Source organism: Desulfotomaculum sp. (assembly GCA_003513005.1).
In the GTDB taxonomy this organism is placed as follows: Bacteria; Bacillota; Desulfotomaculia; order Desulfotomaculales; family Nap2-2B; genus 46-80.
In genome coordinates this window covers 79,135-95,563 of record DOTD01000092.1, presented here as the reverse complement: position 1 = coordinate 95,563, position 16,429 = coordinate 79,135, and the positions used below count along the sequence as shown (strand labels likewise).

The following is a 16,429-nucleotide window of genomic DNA, read 5'->3' as shown; positions in this document are numbered from 1 at the left end:
CCTCTTCCCCTACATCACCCAAACCTGGCGCGGTCGCCCCCTTTCCAGCCACGAGGCTATCGTCAGCCTCATCGCCAACACTACCACCGCCGCCGGCCTTAAGGTGAGGCGCCAACTCGATAACAACGAGTACCCGACCGGCGTGCGGGTGTCCGATGCCGAACTTAACACTGTGCGCTTGGAGCGCTCCGAGTTCCATGGTGATTGGAATTACGCAATACGCCCTCAAGAGCAGTTATGAGTTATTTTGTTATGGATCCTTAGTCTTTTCATCCGCCTGTGTTGCCGCGTAAACAGCCAGGTTACCTCCCTTTGAATGTCCGCCCAGATAGAAGTTTCCTGGGAGGTTGTCAATAATTCCCTTCATATAAATTACAGCCTGATTCTGTGACGGCGCCTGATCCATAAAATTCATCAGAAAATCTTCTTTCCAACCGATTATTGAATAATCGGTACCGCGAAAAGCAATAAAATGCAGGCCATTATATATTGAAAAGACAACGGCCGAAAACTGCTTTGAATTTTCATAATCGTACTGATTTACGTAGCCGGATAAATTAACATTGCGATAACGCTCCGACTGAGCGGCTCTGGATAATAAGGCAGGGGTCAGTTTAAAAAAAGGATCCTTGTAGGGTCTATATTTCTTTTCTTTGAACTGCCGGGCAGCTTCAGACAACGGAAGCGGGTCGGCGCCGGTTTCTTCCGGAACAATTCCGTCAAACTTCAAATAGGCAAGTACGGAGAAAATCAGGTTGTCAACTTCATTAAAGCTGTCCCGTGTGAAACTTAAGTCTCCGCGCCATTCCAAATAATCAAATAAATTTTGCATGGCTGCTCCCTTTGCCAAAAAGCATCCTGACACTATTTTAACAGAAAATAAAACAATTTTCTCTAGCTTGAAAATTATTTTGTATTAGGAAGGTCAACTGCCTACGTGCTCATGTACGCCGCACTTAAGGCATTGCCCTTCCCTTTATTAAGATGATTTTTCATCCTTGTAAGTTGGTACTTACGAATGACTGAATTTCCCCCGGGTTATAAACAGCAGGACGGCGGCGGCCAGCGCGGTTGAAGCGCCAAAATAAAAAGGTACGCTGGAATTGACCCGGTCGTACAGTACTCCCGCAATAAGGCTTGCCGGCAAGAGTGTAATTCCTAAAAGAGAATTGTAAATACCAATGCCGGCGCCTTTTTTGTCCTTATCCAGCAGGTCGGAAACCTGCGCTTTCTGGATGCCGTCCGTGGCGGCGCTGTATGCCCCGTACAACAGGAAGAGAATCACTAAGATTATTTCATTGCTGGTTCTGCCGAAGCCGTAATAAACTGTCGAATAGATTAAATAACCGAAGATAATCAGCTTCTCTTTGCCGATTTTATCCGCAAGCCTGCCTGCCGGCACGGACAGTATAACTGAAACAGAGTTAAAAATCAGGTAGACAAGGGGTATGTAGGCAACGCCGATTCCAATGCCATTCGCCTTTACGAGCAGAAGGGCGTCTGTGGAATTTCCCAGTGTAAATATAAAAACAATGATTAAGAAAATATAGTAACTCTTTGAAAAATCCTTTAAGGATATCTTTTTGATTAAACTCTCCTGTTTGGCTTTTGCTTCCTTAATAAAAAATATAATCGTCAAAACACCCAAAAATGCCGGTATGGCCGCGAATAGAAAAATCCTTCTGTAACCTCCCGGGAAAGCCAGCAGGATCAGAAATGATATTAGCGGGCCGACTATCGCCCCGCAGTTATCCATGGCTTTGTGAATCCCAAAACTGGTTCCCGTTTTTCCGTGCAGGGATGATTTGGCGACCAGGCTGTCCCTTGGGGCAGTCCTGATGCCCTTGCCTACCCTTTCCAGAAAACGCAGATATAATATTTGAAGAGGCGATGCTGCTGTTGAATAAATAGGCGTGATCAGGGCAGTCAGCGCATAGCCGATAATCATGAACGGTTTGTTCCGGCCAATTTTATCGCTCCAGAGTCCGGACAGGGCGTTAAGTATCGACGCCGTGCTTTCAGCTATGCCTTCAATCAGCGATAAGGTGGTCTTTGACGCTCCGATGGATAATAAAAAAAGCGGCATGATGCAGTAGACCATTTTTGTCGACGTATCGGTCAGAAAACTCGTCAGCCCGGCAAAAAAAATGTTTTTGTCAAACCCGAAAACCTGTCTTTTTAAGTCGTCGTGCTGATCATTGTTCATTATCTGATGCTTCACCTTTCTCCGGGACTTTAAACTTTACAAAAAAAGTTGTTCCGGCCGGGCATGTTTCTATATTTATTGACGCGTTGTGCCTGGCGGCTATTTTATAGCAAACTGCAAGACCCAGGCCGGTTCCGTAATCTTTGGTTGTGAAAAACGGTATGCCCATTTTTTCCAGATGCTCCGGTGGGATTCCCTTTCCCTGGTCATTCACAGCAAGAACGACTTCATGCCCGCCGGTAAATGTTTTTATTGTAAGATACCCTCCGGGATTCATCGCTTCAAGACCGTTGCGGGTTAAGTTTAGAATTAACTGCTTGATGTCATTTTTTTCTAAAAGCAGGTCGGGAACTTCTTCGAGTTCCAGGTTGACGTACTTGTCGTTTTTAATCGCGTCAGTTTCTATTAGGGAGATCAAGTCATTAATTAAAGATCTTAAAGAAGTGCTCTTCGGATTGGCGCAGTTTATCCTCCATCAATTTACGGTCAGTAATATCACGGATTCCTAAAACTGCGCCTTCACAAGCGCCTTTATCGTCAAATAACGCTTTGCCGGTGGCTTCCAGCCAAATGTAACGGCCATCGGCAGACCTGCAGCGGTATTCAAATCTTCCTTCTTTAATTCCTGCTTTCATTGCATACTTAAAGGCAAAAATTATTCTTTCACTTAAAGCGATGTGGCACTGATTGTAAAACTTTGACCCGGCAGACTTGTAAAATATCTCCCAGAAATTTTTCTCAAGAATGGCCTCCCGCTTTAAGTTAAACATTTCTCGGCTGCCTTATTCCAATAAGTTACCTGCCATTCTTTGTCCAAAGTGAAGAAGGCGTCCGTTATGCTCTCAATGCAGTTCCTTTGTGCGTTCACGTACTGTTTTCTCAAGCCGCTGCCTGCTCTCGCGCAGAGCTTCTTCTGCCAGTTTATACTCATTGATATTTTTGCCGACGCCGATCCATTCAAGCAACTCTCCATTCCTATCAAATACTGGTACGGCACGCGAAACGAAATGATGATAACTTCCGTCAGGCTGAAGTACCCGGTGCTTAAATTCATATAAGCTTTTATTTTTAACTGCGTTCATCCATGCTTCATATGTTTTAGCCCGATCATCAGGATGAATTATCTTGAGCCAGTCACCGCTTTTTTCCTCCGGCTCCATGCATTTTTCGCCAGTGATGGTGTTTATGCTTTTTAACTCCCTTGTGCCATCCGCATTGTGCCTCCATACCATATTAACGGTAATATCCTTAAAAAAAGCTACAGCCCCCAAGATTATACCATTTTCATCAAACAAAGGGCTGGAACTGCAAACAGCTGTCTTATGTATCCCGTCATCCCAGACGAACTCAATTTCCAGGTCGTTAACTTCCTCACTCCGGGATGCCGCACACCGAATGGGTATTTCAGCGGGTGAAATTTCCTGGTCCTTGTGGTACATCTTGAAAGGCAAACTATTTGAATCAGGAAGGCTTTCCTGTAATTGAAGCCTTAAAAATTCGGCGGCTTTTTTGTTGTGTATGATGTTCCGGCAGGTTATGTCCGTCGTCATGATATACCTGCAGGTATTAAATCCAGGATTTTGAAAGCTAATTCAGGATTTTTATTTAAGTTTGCTATAAAAGTACATAGGATTTCCCGCGACGGTTTATCGTGTTCCAAATCATTCCAACCCCTTTTGTCATTATTAAAGTTATACTTTCACGGGGAAAATAAAAAATTCCTTTGAGTAATTTGTCAAAAAGCAAATTAAAAGGATTTTTTGGTATTAAGAATCAATTTTTACGACTTTGGATATTCATATCGCGAAGCTGGCGCTCATTAGCAGCATGGCTAAAAAATGTTAAAAACTTCTACGATAGGCTGCTGAATGAATGAAAAAGCAGCGGGAAGAGTGGCCTTTAGTTGATTGGTGGGTGGTTTGAAAGAGGGCGCTGATGTCAGCGCCCTCGTCAAGGCAACCTCTGTGATGGTAATGAAATGAAGTTTAGAAAGCTTTTAGCTGTTCCTTGGTACAGGTTTCCCATGGCGCCTTGCCCGGTTCAGCGTCAGAGGCCGAATTTACAAGAAGGACTTTTTCTCCTTTTAAGAGGACTGCTTTAACTTTTTCTCCAATCCTGACTAATTCGTCCGGGGCAAGTTCATACCCCTCAAAGCTTCTTACAAGGTCTATGACGGTTAAAGATTTAATCTCTCTAACACTGACTAAGTTTGTTTGCGACTCAATTATTAATTTCCCCCTGAAACGGCCGTCATTGCCGCTGAGACGCAAACCAGTTCCAGCCAGGGCCCCAATTACTCCCTGGCCGGTACCACCATGTTCAGTAAGGTATATTCCCATTTGATCCGCAAGCCGGTACGCGTCTTCTTTTTTCAAAACTTTTTTCTTAGCCTCTAGCCCAAACCTAATTAACAGATCCGGATCGCCAAGTTGATCGGGAAGGACGATGCAAAGCCCCGGATCCGAACCTTCTGCGCTTTCAGTGGTAAGGTAGTCAACAATATAAGCAGTCAAATCACTCAGGAACATTTTATCTATGTCCGCCTCAAAGCACATAGAACTGTTATGCGAAGTATACGGGACATCAGGATGGACAAAGAGCTGGTGCCGTGTGATGCCGAAACATCTGCCCCAGTTTCTTTCTTCCACCGTTTCCATTATGGCCGCAGCCAGTTTTCCGGTCCCCCTGCTGAAAAGATTGTCAGTATCGTCAATACATACAAGAACTTTTATTTTTTACACCTCCGCAGTTTGGATGCATTTATTTTTTATTTTCCTCTCCTTTGGACAGCCTCATGCCTTCCCCGCTTAAAATCTTTTTAGCGGTCTCGTCCGAGAGGTCAAAGTTATAGAATTCTTTGTAAAAAATTTTGGTCTCCTTGATCATGTCCAGATCAGAAAAAAGTTCGGGGTACAGGGTCTTTGCAGTCCATAATATCGCCATCGGCGTTTCAAGTGAACCGGGATGGCCCCAGCGTGACAGGCCATTCGGCATTTGATATACTTTATGGTTTTTAACTGCGCTTAAAGAAGCCCACTGTTTATTTTCCATAATATAATCCGCAACGCCGGTTTGATTGACTATGATCACTTCCGGATCCCAAACCAGGATCTGTTCCAGACTGGCGAAATACTTTTCCTCAATAAGCTTTAGGTCTTTGTCTACAGAAACATCAACCGCCCCGGCAACCTGCAGCCAATCCGCAGGCAGTGAATCCTTGGGATCCGTCCTGGTAGCTTCGTTAACGGAATGATAAACCCGAATTCTTTCCTTTAACGGGATTCCGGCTACTTTTTTCTGCACTCGATCGATGCATTGCCGGTAAAACTGATTATACCTTTTTGCCTTATCCTGGCAGCCTACAACCTGCCCGATCATTTCAATAATGTACTGCTGCTCTTTGATATTTTTGTAATCAACAACCAGGTAAGGAATCTTACTTTTCTCGAGTTTTTCTATTTCCCCCTCATTTGTCGCAGTGTCTCCCTTTATAAAAATAACATCAGGATTGACTCTGATTAGTTCTTCTAAATTGACAGCGCCGCCTCCCAATGTAGGTACAGAGGCATCTTTTATATTCGGCAGCATCCCGGTCATTAAAACATCTCTTTTCAATCCCTCAACAACGGCTACAATATTTTCGCCCTTACCGAGCATGGCTACCACGTGACCGGAAAACGCGTAAAGACAACCTAATTTTTTTGCCTGGGCAGGGACTTCAACCTCGCGGCCGAAGTAATCTCTGACAGTAATTGTATTTGACTTGTCAGGGTTATTTTCGGATATTTCAGTTGCTGCCTCTTTATGGCCGGAACAGCCGGCAAGCAAAAGCCCTGCCAGTATAAAAACTGCAAAGGTCAACAAGAGTTTAAAAAATTTTTTCTTAACAACCATTATATCTTATACCCTTCCTCAAATGATACCCGGCCGTTGACCGTGTTTAAAGGTACGATCTGCCTGAGTTCGGTGTTGTTGTCCAGCAGGCATGAAACTACTTTGGCGTTGATCTGGTATAAGGACATCAGGTTATCTTCGGACAGGATCTCCGTTGGACGGCCCACCGCTGAAAATGTCATCTGATCCATCAATGCGACGAAAGTGTTGATGCCGCTGTTTTCAAAATAAAAGGCATGGTTGGGAAAATGAGTAGCCATTATAATAGAAAGGTCTGTTTGCCGGACCAATTGGATAACAGTCTCCAATACAGTCAGTTCATGCTTGAAATCAAGGTGAGCTGTAGGCTCATCCATAATAATTACCGGCGTTTTTTGGGCCAGCGCCCTTGCTATCATGACCAACTGGCCTTCCCCGCCGCTCAGCTGGGTGTATGGCCTGTTCATAAAATCTGCCAGGCCTACCAGTTCAAGCGCCTGGCCGGCAATATCCCTGTCCTGCGCCGAGGGAGAGGAGAAAATCCCCATACGTGAGGCACGGCCCATGAGCACAATATCCAGCACAGTGTAAGGAAAAGTTTTTGTATGGATCTGCGGGACATAGGCCACCTCTTTGGCAATTTCCCGCGGAGGAATTTCTTTAATCTGCCTCTTGTTGATCAGTATTTCCCCTTCATCAAGTTTCAAAATGCCAAGAATGCAGTCTAAAAGCGTTGTTTTGCCGCACCCGTTGGGGCCGACGATACAAAAGATCTCTCCCTTGTTAACCTGAAAGCTCAGGTTTTTAAAGACTCCTGACTTCTCGTAGCTGAAGCTTCCGTTGATAAATTCGATCATAGATATTTCACCAGCCCCCGCCTTTAGTTTTCTTCAGTAAATAAACGAAGAAAGGCCCCCCAACAAGTGCTGTCAAAATACCCAGGGGTATTTCCGAGCCTGTAATCACCCTTCCCAGATTATCCACTATAATAAGGAAGCATGCTCCCAGTGAGAGGCTTGCCGGGATTAACAGCCTGTTGTCATTACCTACCAGCATGCGTCCGATGTGAGGCATGACAAGCCCCACCCATCCGATAATTCCGCTTACGCAAACTGCCCCCGCTGTGGCTAATGTAGCGCAGATGATGACTATGCCCTTGTTTAATGCGGTGTCGATTCCAAGTGAACGGGCTTCCTTATCCCCCATGGAAAGAACATTGATCCGCCAACGGATGGCAATAAGGCCTGTGATACCTATCGCCATGGGAATACCGCCGATTATAAAATCATGGTAGCGTGCGGAGGCCAGGCTTCCCATCAGCCAGAAAACGATTGTGGGCAGTTGGTTATACGGGTCAGCAACATACTTTGCAAAAGAGATCAAGGCAGAAAAAACCGATGAGACGATCACACCGCCTAAAACCAGCATGATGGCGGGTGTCGTGTTGTATACCCGGCCAATTAGATAGCTCAACAGTACCGCCAGCCCTCCGAAACAAAAGGCAAAAATATATGTGTATGATGTGGAATTGAAAATCAAAATGGCCAGCGCCGCGCCAAACCCGGCGCCTGAACTTACGCCAAGAATACCCGAACTGACCAGGGGATTGCGGAACAACCCCTGGAAAGCTGCTCCGCTGATGGCCAGGGAACCGCCCACCAAAGCGCCCAAAACCGCTCTGGGCATACGTATTTCCCAGATTACTGTGTTGTATTTATCCGGCAAATAAATTGCGCCCATAGCGAGCTTGGACCATAAAATCTTGGCTACGAGTAGAACGGATAATGGAAATCTGCCGATAAACAGTGAAAAAAAGATACAGATCAGGGGGCTGAGGATTAATATTGCATAGATTATTTTTTTTCGAATCACCATTCACCCCTGCCGGAAATAAACAATGAACCGTGTTACTTTTTGAATCTTCTGCCAAATGCATATGCGATCACGCAAATCACAACCAGACAGATCGTATAAGGAATATACGTTTGAAATACTCCGGATTTTTCGTTGGCCTTGGAAGAACTGCCGTTTTCATCCGCCGCCTGAGGACTGCTGCCGTTATCTGAATTTCCTGAGGAAGATTTATCAATGTTCTCCGGAGCAGGTGTTGAAGTTTGTCCGGAGGAAGCGGTATTTTCTTCTTCCTGTATTGTGTTCGTGTCATTGGAGCTGCCTATCTCATTTTGAACTGCTGTACCGCTCCCTGAAACCGTATCTGCTTTGTTTGCACCGGTAGATGAACCAGTTCCTGACTGCGCTGCGCTTCCGGCTGACCCGTCGCTTTCTTCACTAGATGGCCTTCCTTTGGTAACAAAAGTAATTGACACCGGCTTTTCCAGACAGACTCCGCTTTTCGAGCGCAGTTCCTGAGAAATTTTCAGCGTATAGGAGGTTCCCGGTTTTAAATCGTGCAGCGGCTTTACGGCGATATCCCTTTTCTTTTCGGGTTCAATCTGGTCGTCGGCCATAATGACCTCAACGGGAACCAGGAGGCCATCAGCGGAATACAGCGAGAAGCATTTGCGGTTGTTATCGCTAACAGTCATATTAATTACATTTTTATTAAAGGAAACCTTTATCAACACAGACAATTCAACATCCTTTTGACCGTGGGAAGGTGTGGAAGAAACCAGGGTAAGGAGGTCATCCTGACCCCCTCCCGAACCGTCCCCCTGACCTGATAAAGCAGGCGCAGCCATTGCCGCCAAGCAGAAAACAGCTGCTAAAAGGATGCTTATAAATCTTCCTTTTGTTTTATTTGCCATGACCTTTTCCTGCCTCCTGTTAAATAAGTATGTCAATCAATTATAAAAACCGCACTGCTTTTTAAGACTCTGTGCAGGTGAAGGGTCCGCCGATTGCCGTGCCGTTGTTCTGGGTTACCTGGACGGATATTCCGTCAGCAGGGTCGATCGCTCCGGGCATGATAACTGTGAATGTGCTTTTGCCGGCCGCGTCGGTTGTGATGGACCTTGACAGGGTGGTTGTCGCTGTTACGGCGCTGCCGTCGACTGTATAGACTTCCGCTGTCGCCGGATCCGCGTTGGTTACGGTAACGACGATCTTTATGTTTTTAGCTGTATTGGCAATCGGGTTGCCGTAGTTGTCTTTTAAGGTTATGGTTAGGGCGCTGGTTACGCCTTTGGCCAGCGCCGGCGCAATTTCTGCGGCGGAGTTCGCCGGGCTGATCTGTGTCGCTGCCGTTACGGTGACTTCTACCGTTGGGTGTGGGGTTACGCCGGCTATGGTTACAGTTAAAGTGTTGATCCCGCCTGTTATGACTTTGTCCGCTGCTATTGACACTGTCGCTGCTCCGGCGGTGAATGCTGTGTCGCTGTTGTATACTTCTCCGTCTTTGTCGCTAGTGATGGTTACCGCGACGGCGCCTGCTAAATCAGCTCCGGTGTTGTCTTTCGCTCCGGTAATGCTGATGTCGAAGGCTGCGCCGGCTGTTTTGCTGCCGTCTGCCGCTAACGCTGCGCCGGCGTTACTCAGGTCATTTTCCGTTGTTGTTGTGACACTGATTTTTGCCGGACCTGCCTGCAGGTTTGGCTTACTATCTTCGGCAGCGACATATATGTCATAGGCAGTCCCTGCAGTCAAACCAGTAATGTTTATAATCAATTGCGTATTGGCCGTCAAATTGCCGCTGCCGGATTTTACAGCAGCCTGATTATTTGCGTCAAGGCCTTCTTTTACCTGAAGGGCAGTGGGGGCTGGAGCGCCATTGCCCAGTATAACATAGTAGGCCTTGCCGTTTTCATTTGTCCGAATCAGTAAATCTAACGAAGTCTGCGTAATATTGGCTGTGGTTGGATAACCCTGTCCGAATACCGGAGGTGTATTATCTCCGCCGCCGCCACCACCGCCGCTCGCTACAGTAAAGGTGATTTCTTTTTGTGTTCCGAGGGTTTTGTCATTGTTTGCAGCAAGACCAGCGCTTATAGTAATAACATACGTTGTTCCGGGGTTCAGGTTATTTACAGGAGATACGTAAATAATCTTTTTTTCGCTTTCATCCAGATAATTCGGCGCCCTGAAAACGTTTATTGGAACACTTGGTCCGGATTGAACACGCATGGTTATGCATTGCTGGTTTGTATCCCAGTGATCTCTTACAACGCCCCGATCAAAGACGAGCTTTATTTCGGGATTTTTCGGAACAGTTAAGCTGCCTTCAATGGATTCCCCTGTTGAAGTTAGGTAAGCGCCCAAAAAATTAAGCGGAGCAACACCACCACCGCCCCCGGGCCCCTGCCCGCTGCCGCTGCCGCCGCCTGTTGAAGATGCGGCGCCAACAGTAACCGTAACACCGGCCGCTTTATCGAAAACAGCAGGGACCGGTTCAATAATTGACCCTGACACGTTTACCTTGGCCGTCTGAATAGCGCCTTTTCCCGTAACGTTTACCGCCGCATCCAGGATTAAAGTATTTATTTTTACGCTGCTTCCGAGATCGATTTTATCCCCGGCCGCAGTTCCGGCAACTTCAAGCTTTTCTATGACGCCACCGGTAACAGATAGATTTATCTTGTCCGCCTCAAGTTTTACATTATCGAAATTACCATCTAAAATAACTTTTGCATTTTCAGGAATTACCTGTGTAAGAGTTACCATTTCAAAGCCGGGGCCGGTAATTTTCAGTTCGGCCAGCGCGGCCCCCGATTCCAAACGTACTATGTTAACTGATGTATTACCCGCGGCAACAATTCTGACACCTTCTTTAGCAACTATGACGGCCGGCATTGTACAGTTTTCAAACACAACGCTGTTTGCCCCGCCGCCTTTAACGGCCGTTTCGCCCTGCACGATGACATTTTTAAGCGTAACGTCGCCGGCGCCGATGCCCTCAGCCAAAACAAGGCTGCCTGTGATTTTTGTATTTTGAAGAGTTACCCCCGCCGCGCTGATCAGTACGTTGCCTTCGATTATTTCCGTGCCTGATGCAGGACCGTATGTTCCCGGTTGATCATACTTGGATACTTTCACTTGGACAGCAATAGAGCGGTCAATCGCAACAATTGCTTCCGCCCTGGAAATATTAGCCGCAGGCCGGATAGTTTGATCGGGATACCCGTTTATCAATCCCCTGGCAACTGCAGCGCCCACAGAACCCTTGCTGCATGCGGAGATGTCTTTCGCATCCGTAAACGTATCTAGATATGCCGAATTATCAGTAGCTGTCTCCAGTTTGAGCAGTCTGGCCAGCATAACAGCCGCTTCCTGTCTGCTGATTTGTTTGTCCGGTCTGAAAGTCCCGTCCTCAAAACCGGTTATATAACCGGCTGCCCTGGCACTGGCAATATCACCGGCGAACCAGTTGTTTGGCGCAACATCGGAAAAATCCGTTTTTACAGTGGAGGTTAAACCGAAGGACCTGTTGACTAAACATACAAACTCTGCTCTTGTAATGCTGTTATCCGGTTTAAACGCCCCGTCCGGGTACCCTTGAGCTAAACCTTTGCTTATCCAGTCACTGATCTGTTTTCCTGCCCAGTGGTCCTGGATATCTGACGACTGTTGGGCAAACGACATTCCCGCCAGCGACAGGATGAACAATAACGCTAATATAAGACAGAAAGCTGTTTTTCTTTTCTTAAACATCTCGATCCCCCTTTATTTTAAAAAAAATCTAATTGTATGTATCCATCATCAAAACAGTAATTTTCTAACTATAAATTACCTCCTTTAAAAAAAATACCGGCGCCAATTTGCTAAAAGAAGCTGGCCCCGTCATTAAAAAAAACAGATCAAATCTCCTTTTCACAATGGAAGGCAGGTCAGTTTCCCAACATACCCTAACGGCCGGCAGCCATTGCTATAAGCATTCAGGCTGTTTGGCTCGGAGCTCAATTTTATATTAGAATTTATTTTAAAAATAAAAAAAGCATCGTCCCCCAATATAAAAAAGTGACATGCTTTTAATAATAAGATAAGCTATGTTCTCCTTTCCATAATGGGAGGCACAGGGGTTTCCCCATGTACCTTATCGGTCTGGCTGCTCAAGTTATCATCAAGGCCTGCCAGACTCGGAGATTTTACAGCTATAGACATTCGACAAAATAAAACAATAACCCTGCAAAAAATTGAAAATATTTTTTCATTCACAAAGGTGGACGCAGCTCAGTTATTTACATACCATTTCTTTTACACAATTTTAATTATAAAAGAGTATGTTATTGGAAACTGCTACCGCCGGCGCATTCTAAAAAAGATAATTCCCATACTAATAATAACAACAGTGGTAACAATCGATATTGTCGCCGGAGTAATAATTGGCCAATTTGAACGTTTACCGGCATTACCTGATATTTTTGGCTGGGATGATACATTTGAAGCTTCTGTGATAACTATTATGTAATCAACCTTAATCCCGTTATCGGAACCGGCGGCATTGCTGACAGTAAGTTTGACGCTGTATATACCGGGAGTATTATAGGTATGGGATGGATTTTTAGCGGTACTGTCTATTTTGCCGTCATTATCGAAGTCCCATGCCCATGATGCAGGAAAGTTAGCAGACAGGTCTGTGAATTTTATTGTGAGCGGGGCATTGCCCGAAGCTTTGTCAGCAGAGAACATGCATACCGGCGCTATGGCGGACATACCTGCTTGTTTAACACTGTATATTGTCAGCTCGCAAATATTTTGTATCGAAAGCCCGGTGGTTGTTGGGTAACTCTCACCGCCACTTCTGTAATAATACCAGTATTCTGAATCGGCGGCCTCGTGCCAATCCCAGTTGCCAAAAGCATTGATGCCCCATGGATTGCTTGAAGTGTCGGCAAACCAGACCAGGCGCATACCTTCCGTGTACCCGGTATCGGGATATAAGCCGTCCTTGTACCAGCAAATAACCATGGGTCCTTCACGTTTTGAGTAATCGTACACGTTTTTATAGGCAAATGTTTTATTAAAACCGTCGCTTGCCTTTATTTTTATTGTGTCGCCTGGCGACATGCCTCCAACAAGATTACACAGGTTTTTTAAGTTGGCGCCCTTAAGAGCGCCCATATCCTTTTCCCGGATATTTGTATTTTCCACCTTGTTCCAACGAAGCGCCTGTTCCTTTTCTTCATCAGCATCGTCGATAAATACAGGACCCTGATGGTAATAACGCGTTGTCCCGTCACCCATCACAGGTATGTTGCCGGGATCCATCAGCCACTTATAATTGAGTGTTTTCTCGGAAATAATGGTTGTACCATCGGGGGCGAGCTTTTTGATATACAGATTAGCCGTGCCGGAGGCCAAAACCGGTTCTGCTACCGCTATTACAGCCATTAATATCATAGTAATTATTAACAAGGGTAAAAGCAGCGCATGGTTTATTTTATGCTTATTAATACTTTCACCTCTTTTTTCCTATTGACAATGAAATAAGTTTACAGCAGACGACTTAAAGGAAAGAAAAACCTGTTTGCCAACTTTTAAATCCATCGCTTCGAAGGAATGGCGGGTAAGCATGCATACCAGCATAGGCGGCAAGTTGACCGTGATATGAACAACCGGGCCATTATTGACAATCTGGTTGATTACCACAGGAAAATAGTTCTGAATATCACCGGAAAGTATTACATCCGACATCAAAATATCCTCCGGCCTGATTGAGGCATAACAGTGACCTTCTATATCTGAATCGGTTATAAACTTAGTACCTTCGACTATAAAAACCGTTGCCCTGTTATCTTCCTTTTTTGCCAGTCCGGACAATATATTCATCGCCATAGTAAATCTGGCTACAAATTCGGAATTGGGACGGCGGAATATTTCGTCCGGTGTACCCACCTGTTTTATTGATCCTTCACCAATCACCGCTATTTGTGTGCCCATGCTGATTGCTTCTCCAAAATCATGAGTGACGTGCACGACCGTAATGCCCAAACTATTATGAATCCCAATGATTTCACGCCTTATGTTCTCACGTGACTGTGGATCAAGCGCGCTTAGAGGTTCATCTAGGAGCAAAACTTTCGGATCGGTCACTAAAGCCCTGGCCAGGGCAACTTTTTGCTTTTCACCACCGCTTAGTGTATTTGGCTTTCTAAAAAGCAGGGGCTCTATATCAAGAAGCTGGATAACCCTGCCCAGTTCCAAGTTTATCCGCTCTGTTTTCTCCCGCCGGACCCTCAGTCCGAAAACAATATTCTCCTTGACGGAAAGATGCGGAAATAAAGCGCAATCTTGATATACCATGCCAATAGCACGTTTCTCGGGTTCGAGAAATGTAACATCTTCATTATCAATCACGATCCGGCCGGAAGTCACTCTGTGGAGTCCCGCGATTGTTTCCAGTAAAACAGTTTTGCCGGAACCGGAAGGGCCTACAAGGATAAAGTAATCACCGCCTGCAATATTCAGATTCATGTTCCGCAGCGTAAAGCTTCGAAGCTCTATGCATAATCCGGAAATCTTAATCATTATCTTCCCTCCTGCGTAAAAGAGCCTGAATACTTATAAAAACAAAGGCGCTGATAATGATCATTATTGTCGCAACCGGCGCCGCCTGGGTTAATCCGTAAGCCTCAAACCGTTCATAAATCAAAACAGGGGCTGTCATAGGGTGATAAGTAAGAATAACTACTGCGCCAAATTCACTCATTCCGCGTGCCCACATAATTAAACTTCCTGCAAGAATACTTCTCCAGGCAAGCGGAAACGAAATTCTGAAAAACGTCTGCCAATGGGAAGCCCCGAGTGTACGGGCAACCTTTTCCAGCCTTACGTCCACTTTCCGAAAACTTTCCTTGGCCGAATTTATAAGGATAGGCACGCTTACAAAAAGCATGGCGATAACTATACCGGCTAAGGAATCGACAAACTGCAGTCCGATTTGATTAAACCATCTTCCGACAAGAAAATTACCCCCGAAAACAAATAAAAGAGCAATGCCGGCAGCCGAATGCGGCACTACTATTGGGAGATCAATTAAACCCTCCAGGATGCTCTTGAAGGGAAAGTCATAACGGGCAAGCAGGTAAGCAAGCGGCGCCCCTAAAATAAAACCAATCACCGACGCAATCAGGGCGGCGTATATCGTGAGCAGGACAGACTGCATTGTTTCAGTGTCAAAAAAAGCCAGCCATAATGCTCTCTTGTCAGAAAGAAAGACCATCTTAAGCAAGGGGACTAATATGAACAGCAATATAACGATACCTAACACGATAAAACAGAAGGCAAAACCATGCCGGAAAAAAAGTTTCACACTTATATGTTTTATCCGGCCGGAACCTCTCATCAATTTCTCCAAGTGAAATATGGCATCAGATCTTCGGGCAGGGCAAGGAAATTGTCACATTCCGGATTCACTAAAAACGTCTGGTGACATTGACTGAATATACGCCGTCCATTTGGGCCAAGTAAAAACTTAATAAATCTGCCTGCTTCCTCCGGATGGGAGACATTATTTGGTATCGTTACCCCATACACTATTTGTGTACCCTTGAAATCAGGAACTACCGAGGCAAATCTTTTGAAATCCAGGCTTACTTTCACCTTCTGATACTGCTTTTCATAATCACTATTGCTAAGGTCGATACCTTCAGGCAGACTGAGAAACTTAAGCCCGCGCTGTCTTGCAACACTTTCATATTCAAAAGAATAATCCAGATCACCCGACTCCAGCAGTGCCATTAATTGAATACTATAGCTTCTTAATTTAACTTTTTGTTTGGTTGAACTAATAATCTCCGGGACTTTGATCAGCGAAAGGTCTCCATTCTTTATGATGCTGATAGGGGGATTAAAAGCAGAACTGATGCATTTTTCAAATATACTCTGATCATGGTAATAATCCTCTGCAAGCTGTATTGACATCAATGTGCGGTATCCCATGGCGTCAATGCGCGGATCCGCCAGGCCAATAGTTACATCCGGCCTGGAAATTATACTGTACCAGTTATCAGCGTTAATTTCCGACGAATAGGCGCTATCATTTTTATAAGCAATTCCTAGCTTGTTGGCTGCAAAATTAATGTGCCAATCAGCATAAGGTCTGCTGCTTTTTGGTATTATGGTGGAGTACATCATTAGGGGTATAAGCTGGGCATCTGCGACTGCTATAATGTCTGCTTTGTCGTTTAGCTCTGTTACACTCCGTATTACCTGGACACTTCCATGCCCTTCCAGCAATACATCTATATCCGGATTAGCCCTTTCAAACTCTTTTTCTAGAGCCTGGAAAGGAACTAAAAGGCTGCCGGCAATAATAACTTTCAAATTCACTTTATTTCTTTCCCGAACCGGGCCAGATAAAGAACATCCGGCTGTTTCCAAAGCAATTATCAATATTAAAAGGGAATACAACCACTTCCGGGTATTCATTGATTTTGCTCCCATGCTATAAATATG

At 45.3% G+C, this 16,429-nt stretch carries 16 protein-coding genes and 2 riboswitches; of the genes, 1 reads left to right on the top strand and 15 read right to left on the bottom strand.

What is annotated here, in order from left to right; all coding sequences use genetic code 11:
- Positions 1-241: ISAzo13 family transposase (locus tag DEH07_12105; GenBank protein ID HBY05223.1), on the top strand; the 241-nt coding region annotated here is incomplete at its 5' end.
- 9 nt (positions 242-250) lie between these two features.
- Here DEH07_12105 and DEH07_12100 read toward each other — a convergent pair.
- The 15 genes from DEH07_12100 to DEH07_12030 form a co-directional block, all read right to left on the bottom strand.
- Positions 251-832 (bottom strand): hypothetical protein, encoded by a 582-nt coding sequence (locus DEH07_12100; GenBank protein ID HBY05222.1) that lies wholly within the window; start codon positions 830-832, stop codon positions 251-253.
- A gap of 180 nt (positions 833-1,012) precedes the next feature.
- Positions 1,013-2,209 carry an MFS transporter gene (locus DEH07_12095; GenBank protein ID HBY05221.1) on the bottom strand — a complete coding sequence of 399 codons (1,197 nt, stop codon included), beginning with the start codon at positions 2,207-2,209 and terminating at the stop codon, positions 1,013-1,015.
- A complete protein-coding gene (locus DEH07_12090) occupies positions 2,196-2,675 on the bottom strand; it encodes a hypothetical protein (GenBank protein HBY05220.1) in 480 nt (159 codons plus the stop codon). Before DEH07_12090 ends, DEH07_12095 begins: the two co-directional genes overlap by 14 nt.
- The gene (locus DEH07_12085) at positions 2,629-2,976 is read right to left on the bottom strand and encodes a hypothetical protein (protein HBY05219.1); all 348 of its coding nucleotides are present in this window, start codon (positions 2,974-2,976) and stop codon (positions 2,629-2,631) included. The genes DEH07_12090 and DEH07_12085 overlap by 47 nt, the downstream gene beginning before the upstream one ends.
- 72 nt (positions 2,977-3,048) lie before the next feature.
- Positions 3,049-3,756 (bottom strand): hypothetical protein, encoded by a 708-nt coding sequence (locus DEH07_12080; GenBank protein ID HBY05218.1) that lies wholly within the window; start codon positions 3,754-3,756, stop codon positions 3,049-3,051.
- Positions 3,757-4,191: 435 nt separating this feature from the next.
- The gene (locus tag DEH07_12075) at positions 4,192-4,938 is read right to left on the bottom strand and encodes a hypothetical protein (protein HBY05217.1); all 747 of its coding nucleotides are present in this window, start codon (positions 4,936-4,938) and stop codon (positions 4,192-4,194) included.
- 28 nt (positions 4,939-4,966) lie between these two features.
- Positions 4,967-6,100, bottom strand: coding sequence for an iron ABC transporter substrate-binding protein (locus tag DEH07_12070; GenBank protein HBY05216.1), 1,134 nt, complete (start codon positions 6,098-6,100; stop codon positions 4,967-4,969).
- Positions 6,100-6,942, bottom strand: coding sequence for an iron ABC transporter ATP-binding protein (locus DEH07_12065; GenBank protein ID HBY05215.1), 843 nt, complete (start codon positions 6,940-6,942; stop codon positions 6,100-6,102). The genes DEH07_12070 and DEH07_12065 overlap by 1 nt, the downstream gene beginning before the upstream one ends.
- Before the next feature lies 1 nt (position 6,943).
- Positions 6,944-7,954: an ABC transporter permease gene (locus tag DEH07_12060; GenBank protein ID HBY05214.1), complete on the bottom strand. Its 1,011-nt coding sequence runs from the start codon at positions 7,952-7,954 to the stop codon at positions 6,944-6,946.
- A 32-nt stretch (positions 7,955-7,986) separates the two neighbouring features.
- The gene (locus DEH07_12055; GenBank protein ID HBY05213.1) at positions 7,987-8,844 is read right to left on the bottom strand and encodes a hypothetical protein; all 858 of its coding nucleotides are present in this window, start codon (positions 8,842-8,844) and stop codon (positions 7,987-7,989) included.
- Between the two features lie 61 nt (positions 8,845-8,905).
- Positions 8,906-11,683, bottom strand: coding sequence for a hypothetical protein (locus tag DEH07_12050; GenBank protein ID HBY05212.1), 2,778 nt, complete (start codon positions 11,681-11,683; stop codon positions 8,906-8,908).
- 136 nt (positions 11,684-11,819) lie between these two features.
- Positions 11,820-11,939: riboswitch (molybdenum cofactor riboswitch) on the bottom strand.
- Between the two features lie 68 nt (positions 11,940-12,007).
- A riboswitch (molybdenum cofactor riboswitch) is annotated at positions 12,008-12,126 on the bottom strand.
- Between the two features lie 142 nt (positions 12,127-12,268).
- A complete protein-coding gene (locus DEH07_12045) occupies positions 12,269-13,372 on the bottom strand; it encodes a hypothetical protein (protein ID HBY05211.1) in 1,104 nt (367 codons plus the stop codon).
- Positions 13,373-13,444: 72 nt separating this feature from the next.
- Positions 13,445-14,500, bottom strand: coding sequence for an ABC transporter (locus DEH07_12040; GenBank protein ID HBY05210.1), 1,056 nt, complete (start codon positions 14,498-14,500; stop codon positions 13,445-13,447).
- Positions 14,493-15,317 (bottom strand): molybdenum ABC transporter permease, encoded by an 825-nt coding sequence (locus DEH07_12035; GenBank protein ID HBY05209.1) that lies wholly within the window; start codon positions 15,315-15,317, stop codon positions 14,493-14,495. The genes DEH07_12040 and DEH07_12035 overlap by 8 nt, the downstream gene beginning before the upstream one ends.
- Positions 15,317-16,417 carry a tungstate ABC transporter substrate-binding protein WtpA gene (locus DEH07_12030; GenBank protein ID HBY05208.1) on the bottom strand — a complete coding sequence of 367 codons (1,101 nt, stop codon included), beginning with the start codon at positions 16,415-16,417 and terminating at the stop codon, positions 15,317-15,319. The genes DEH07_12035 and DEH07_12030 overlap by 1 nt, the downstream gene beginning before the upstream one ends.
- Between the last annotated feature and the right edge of the window lie 12 nt (positions 16,418-16,429).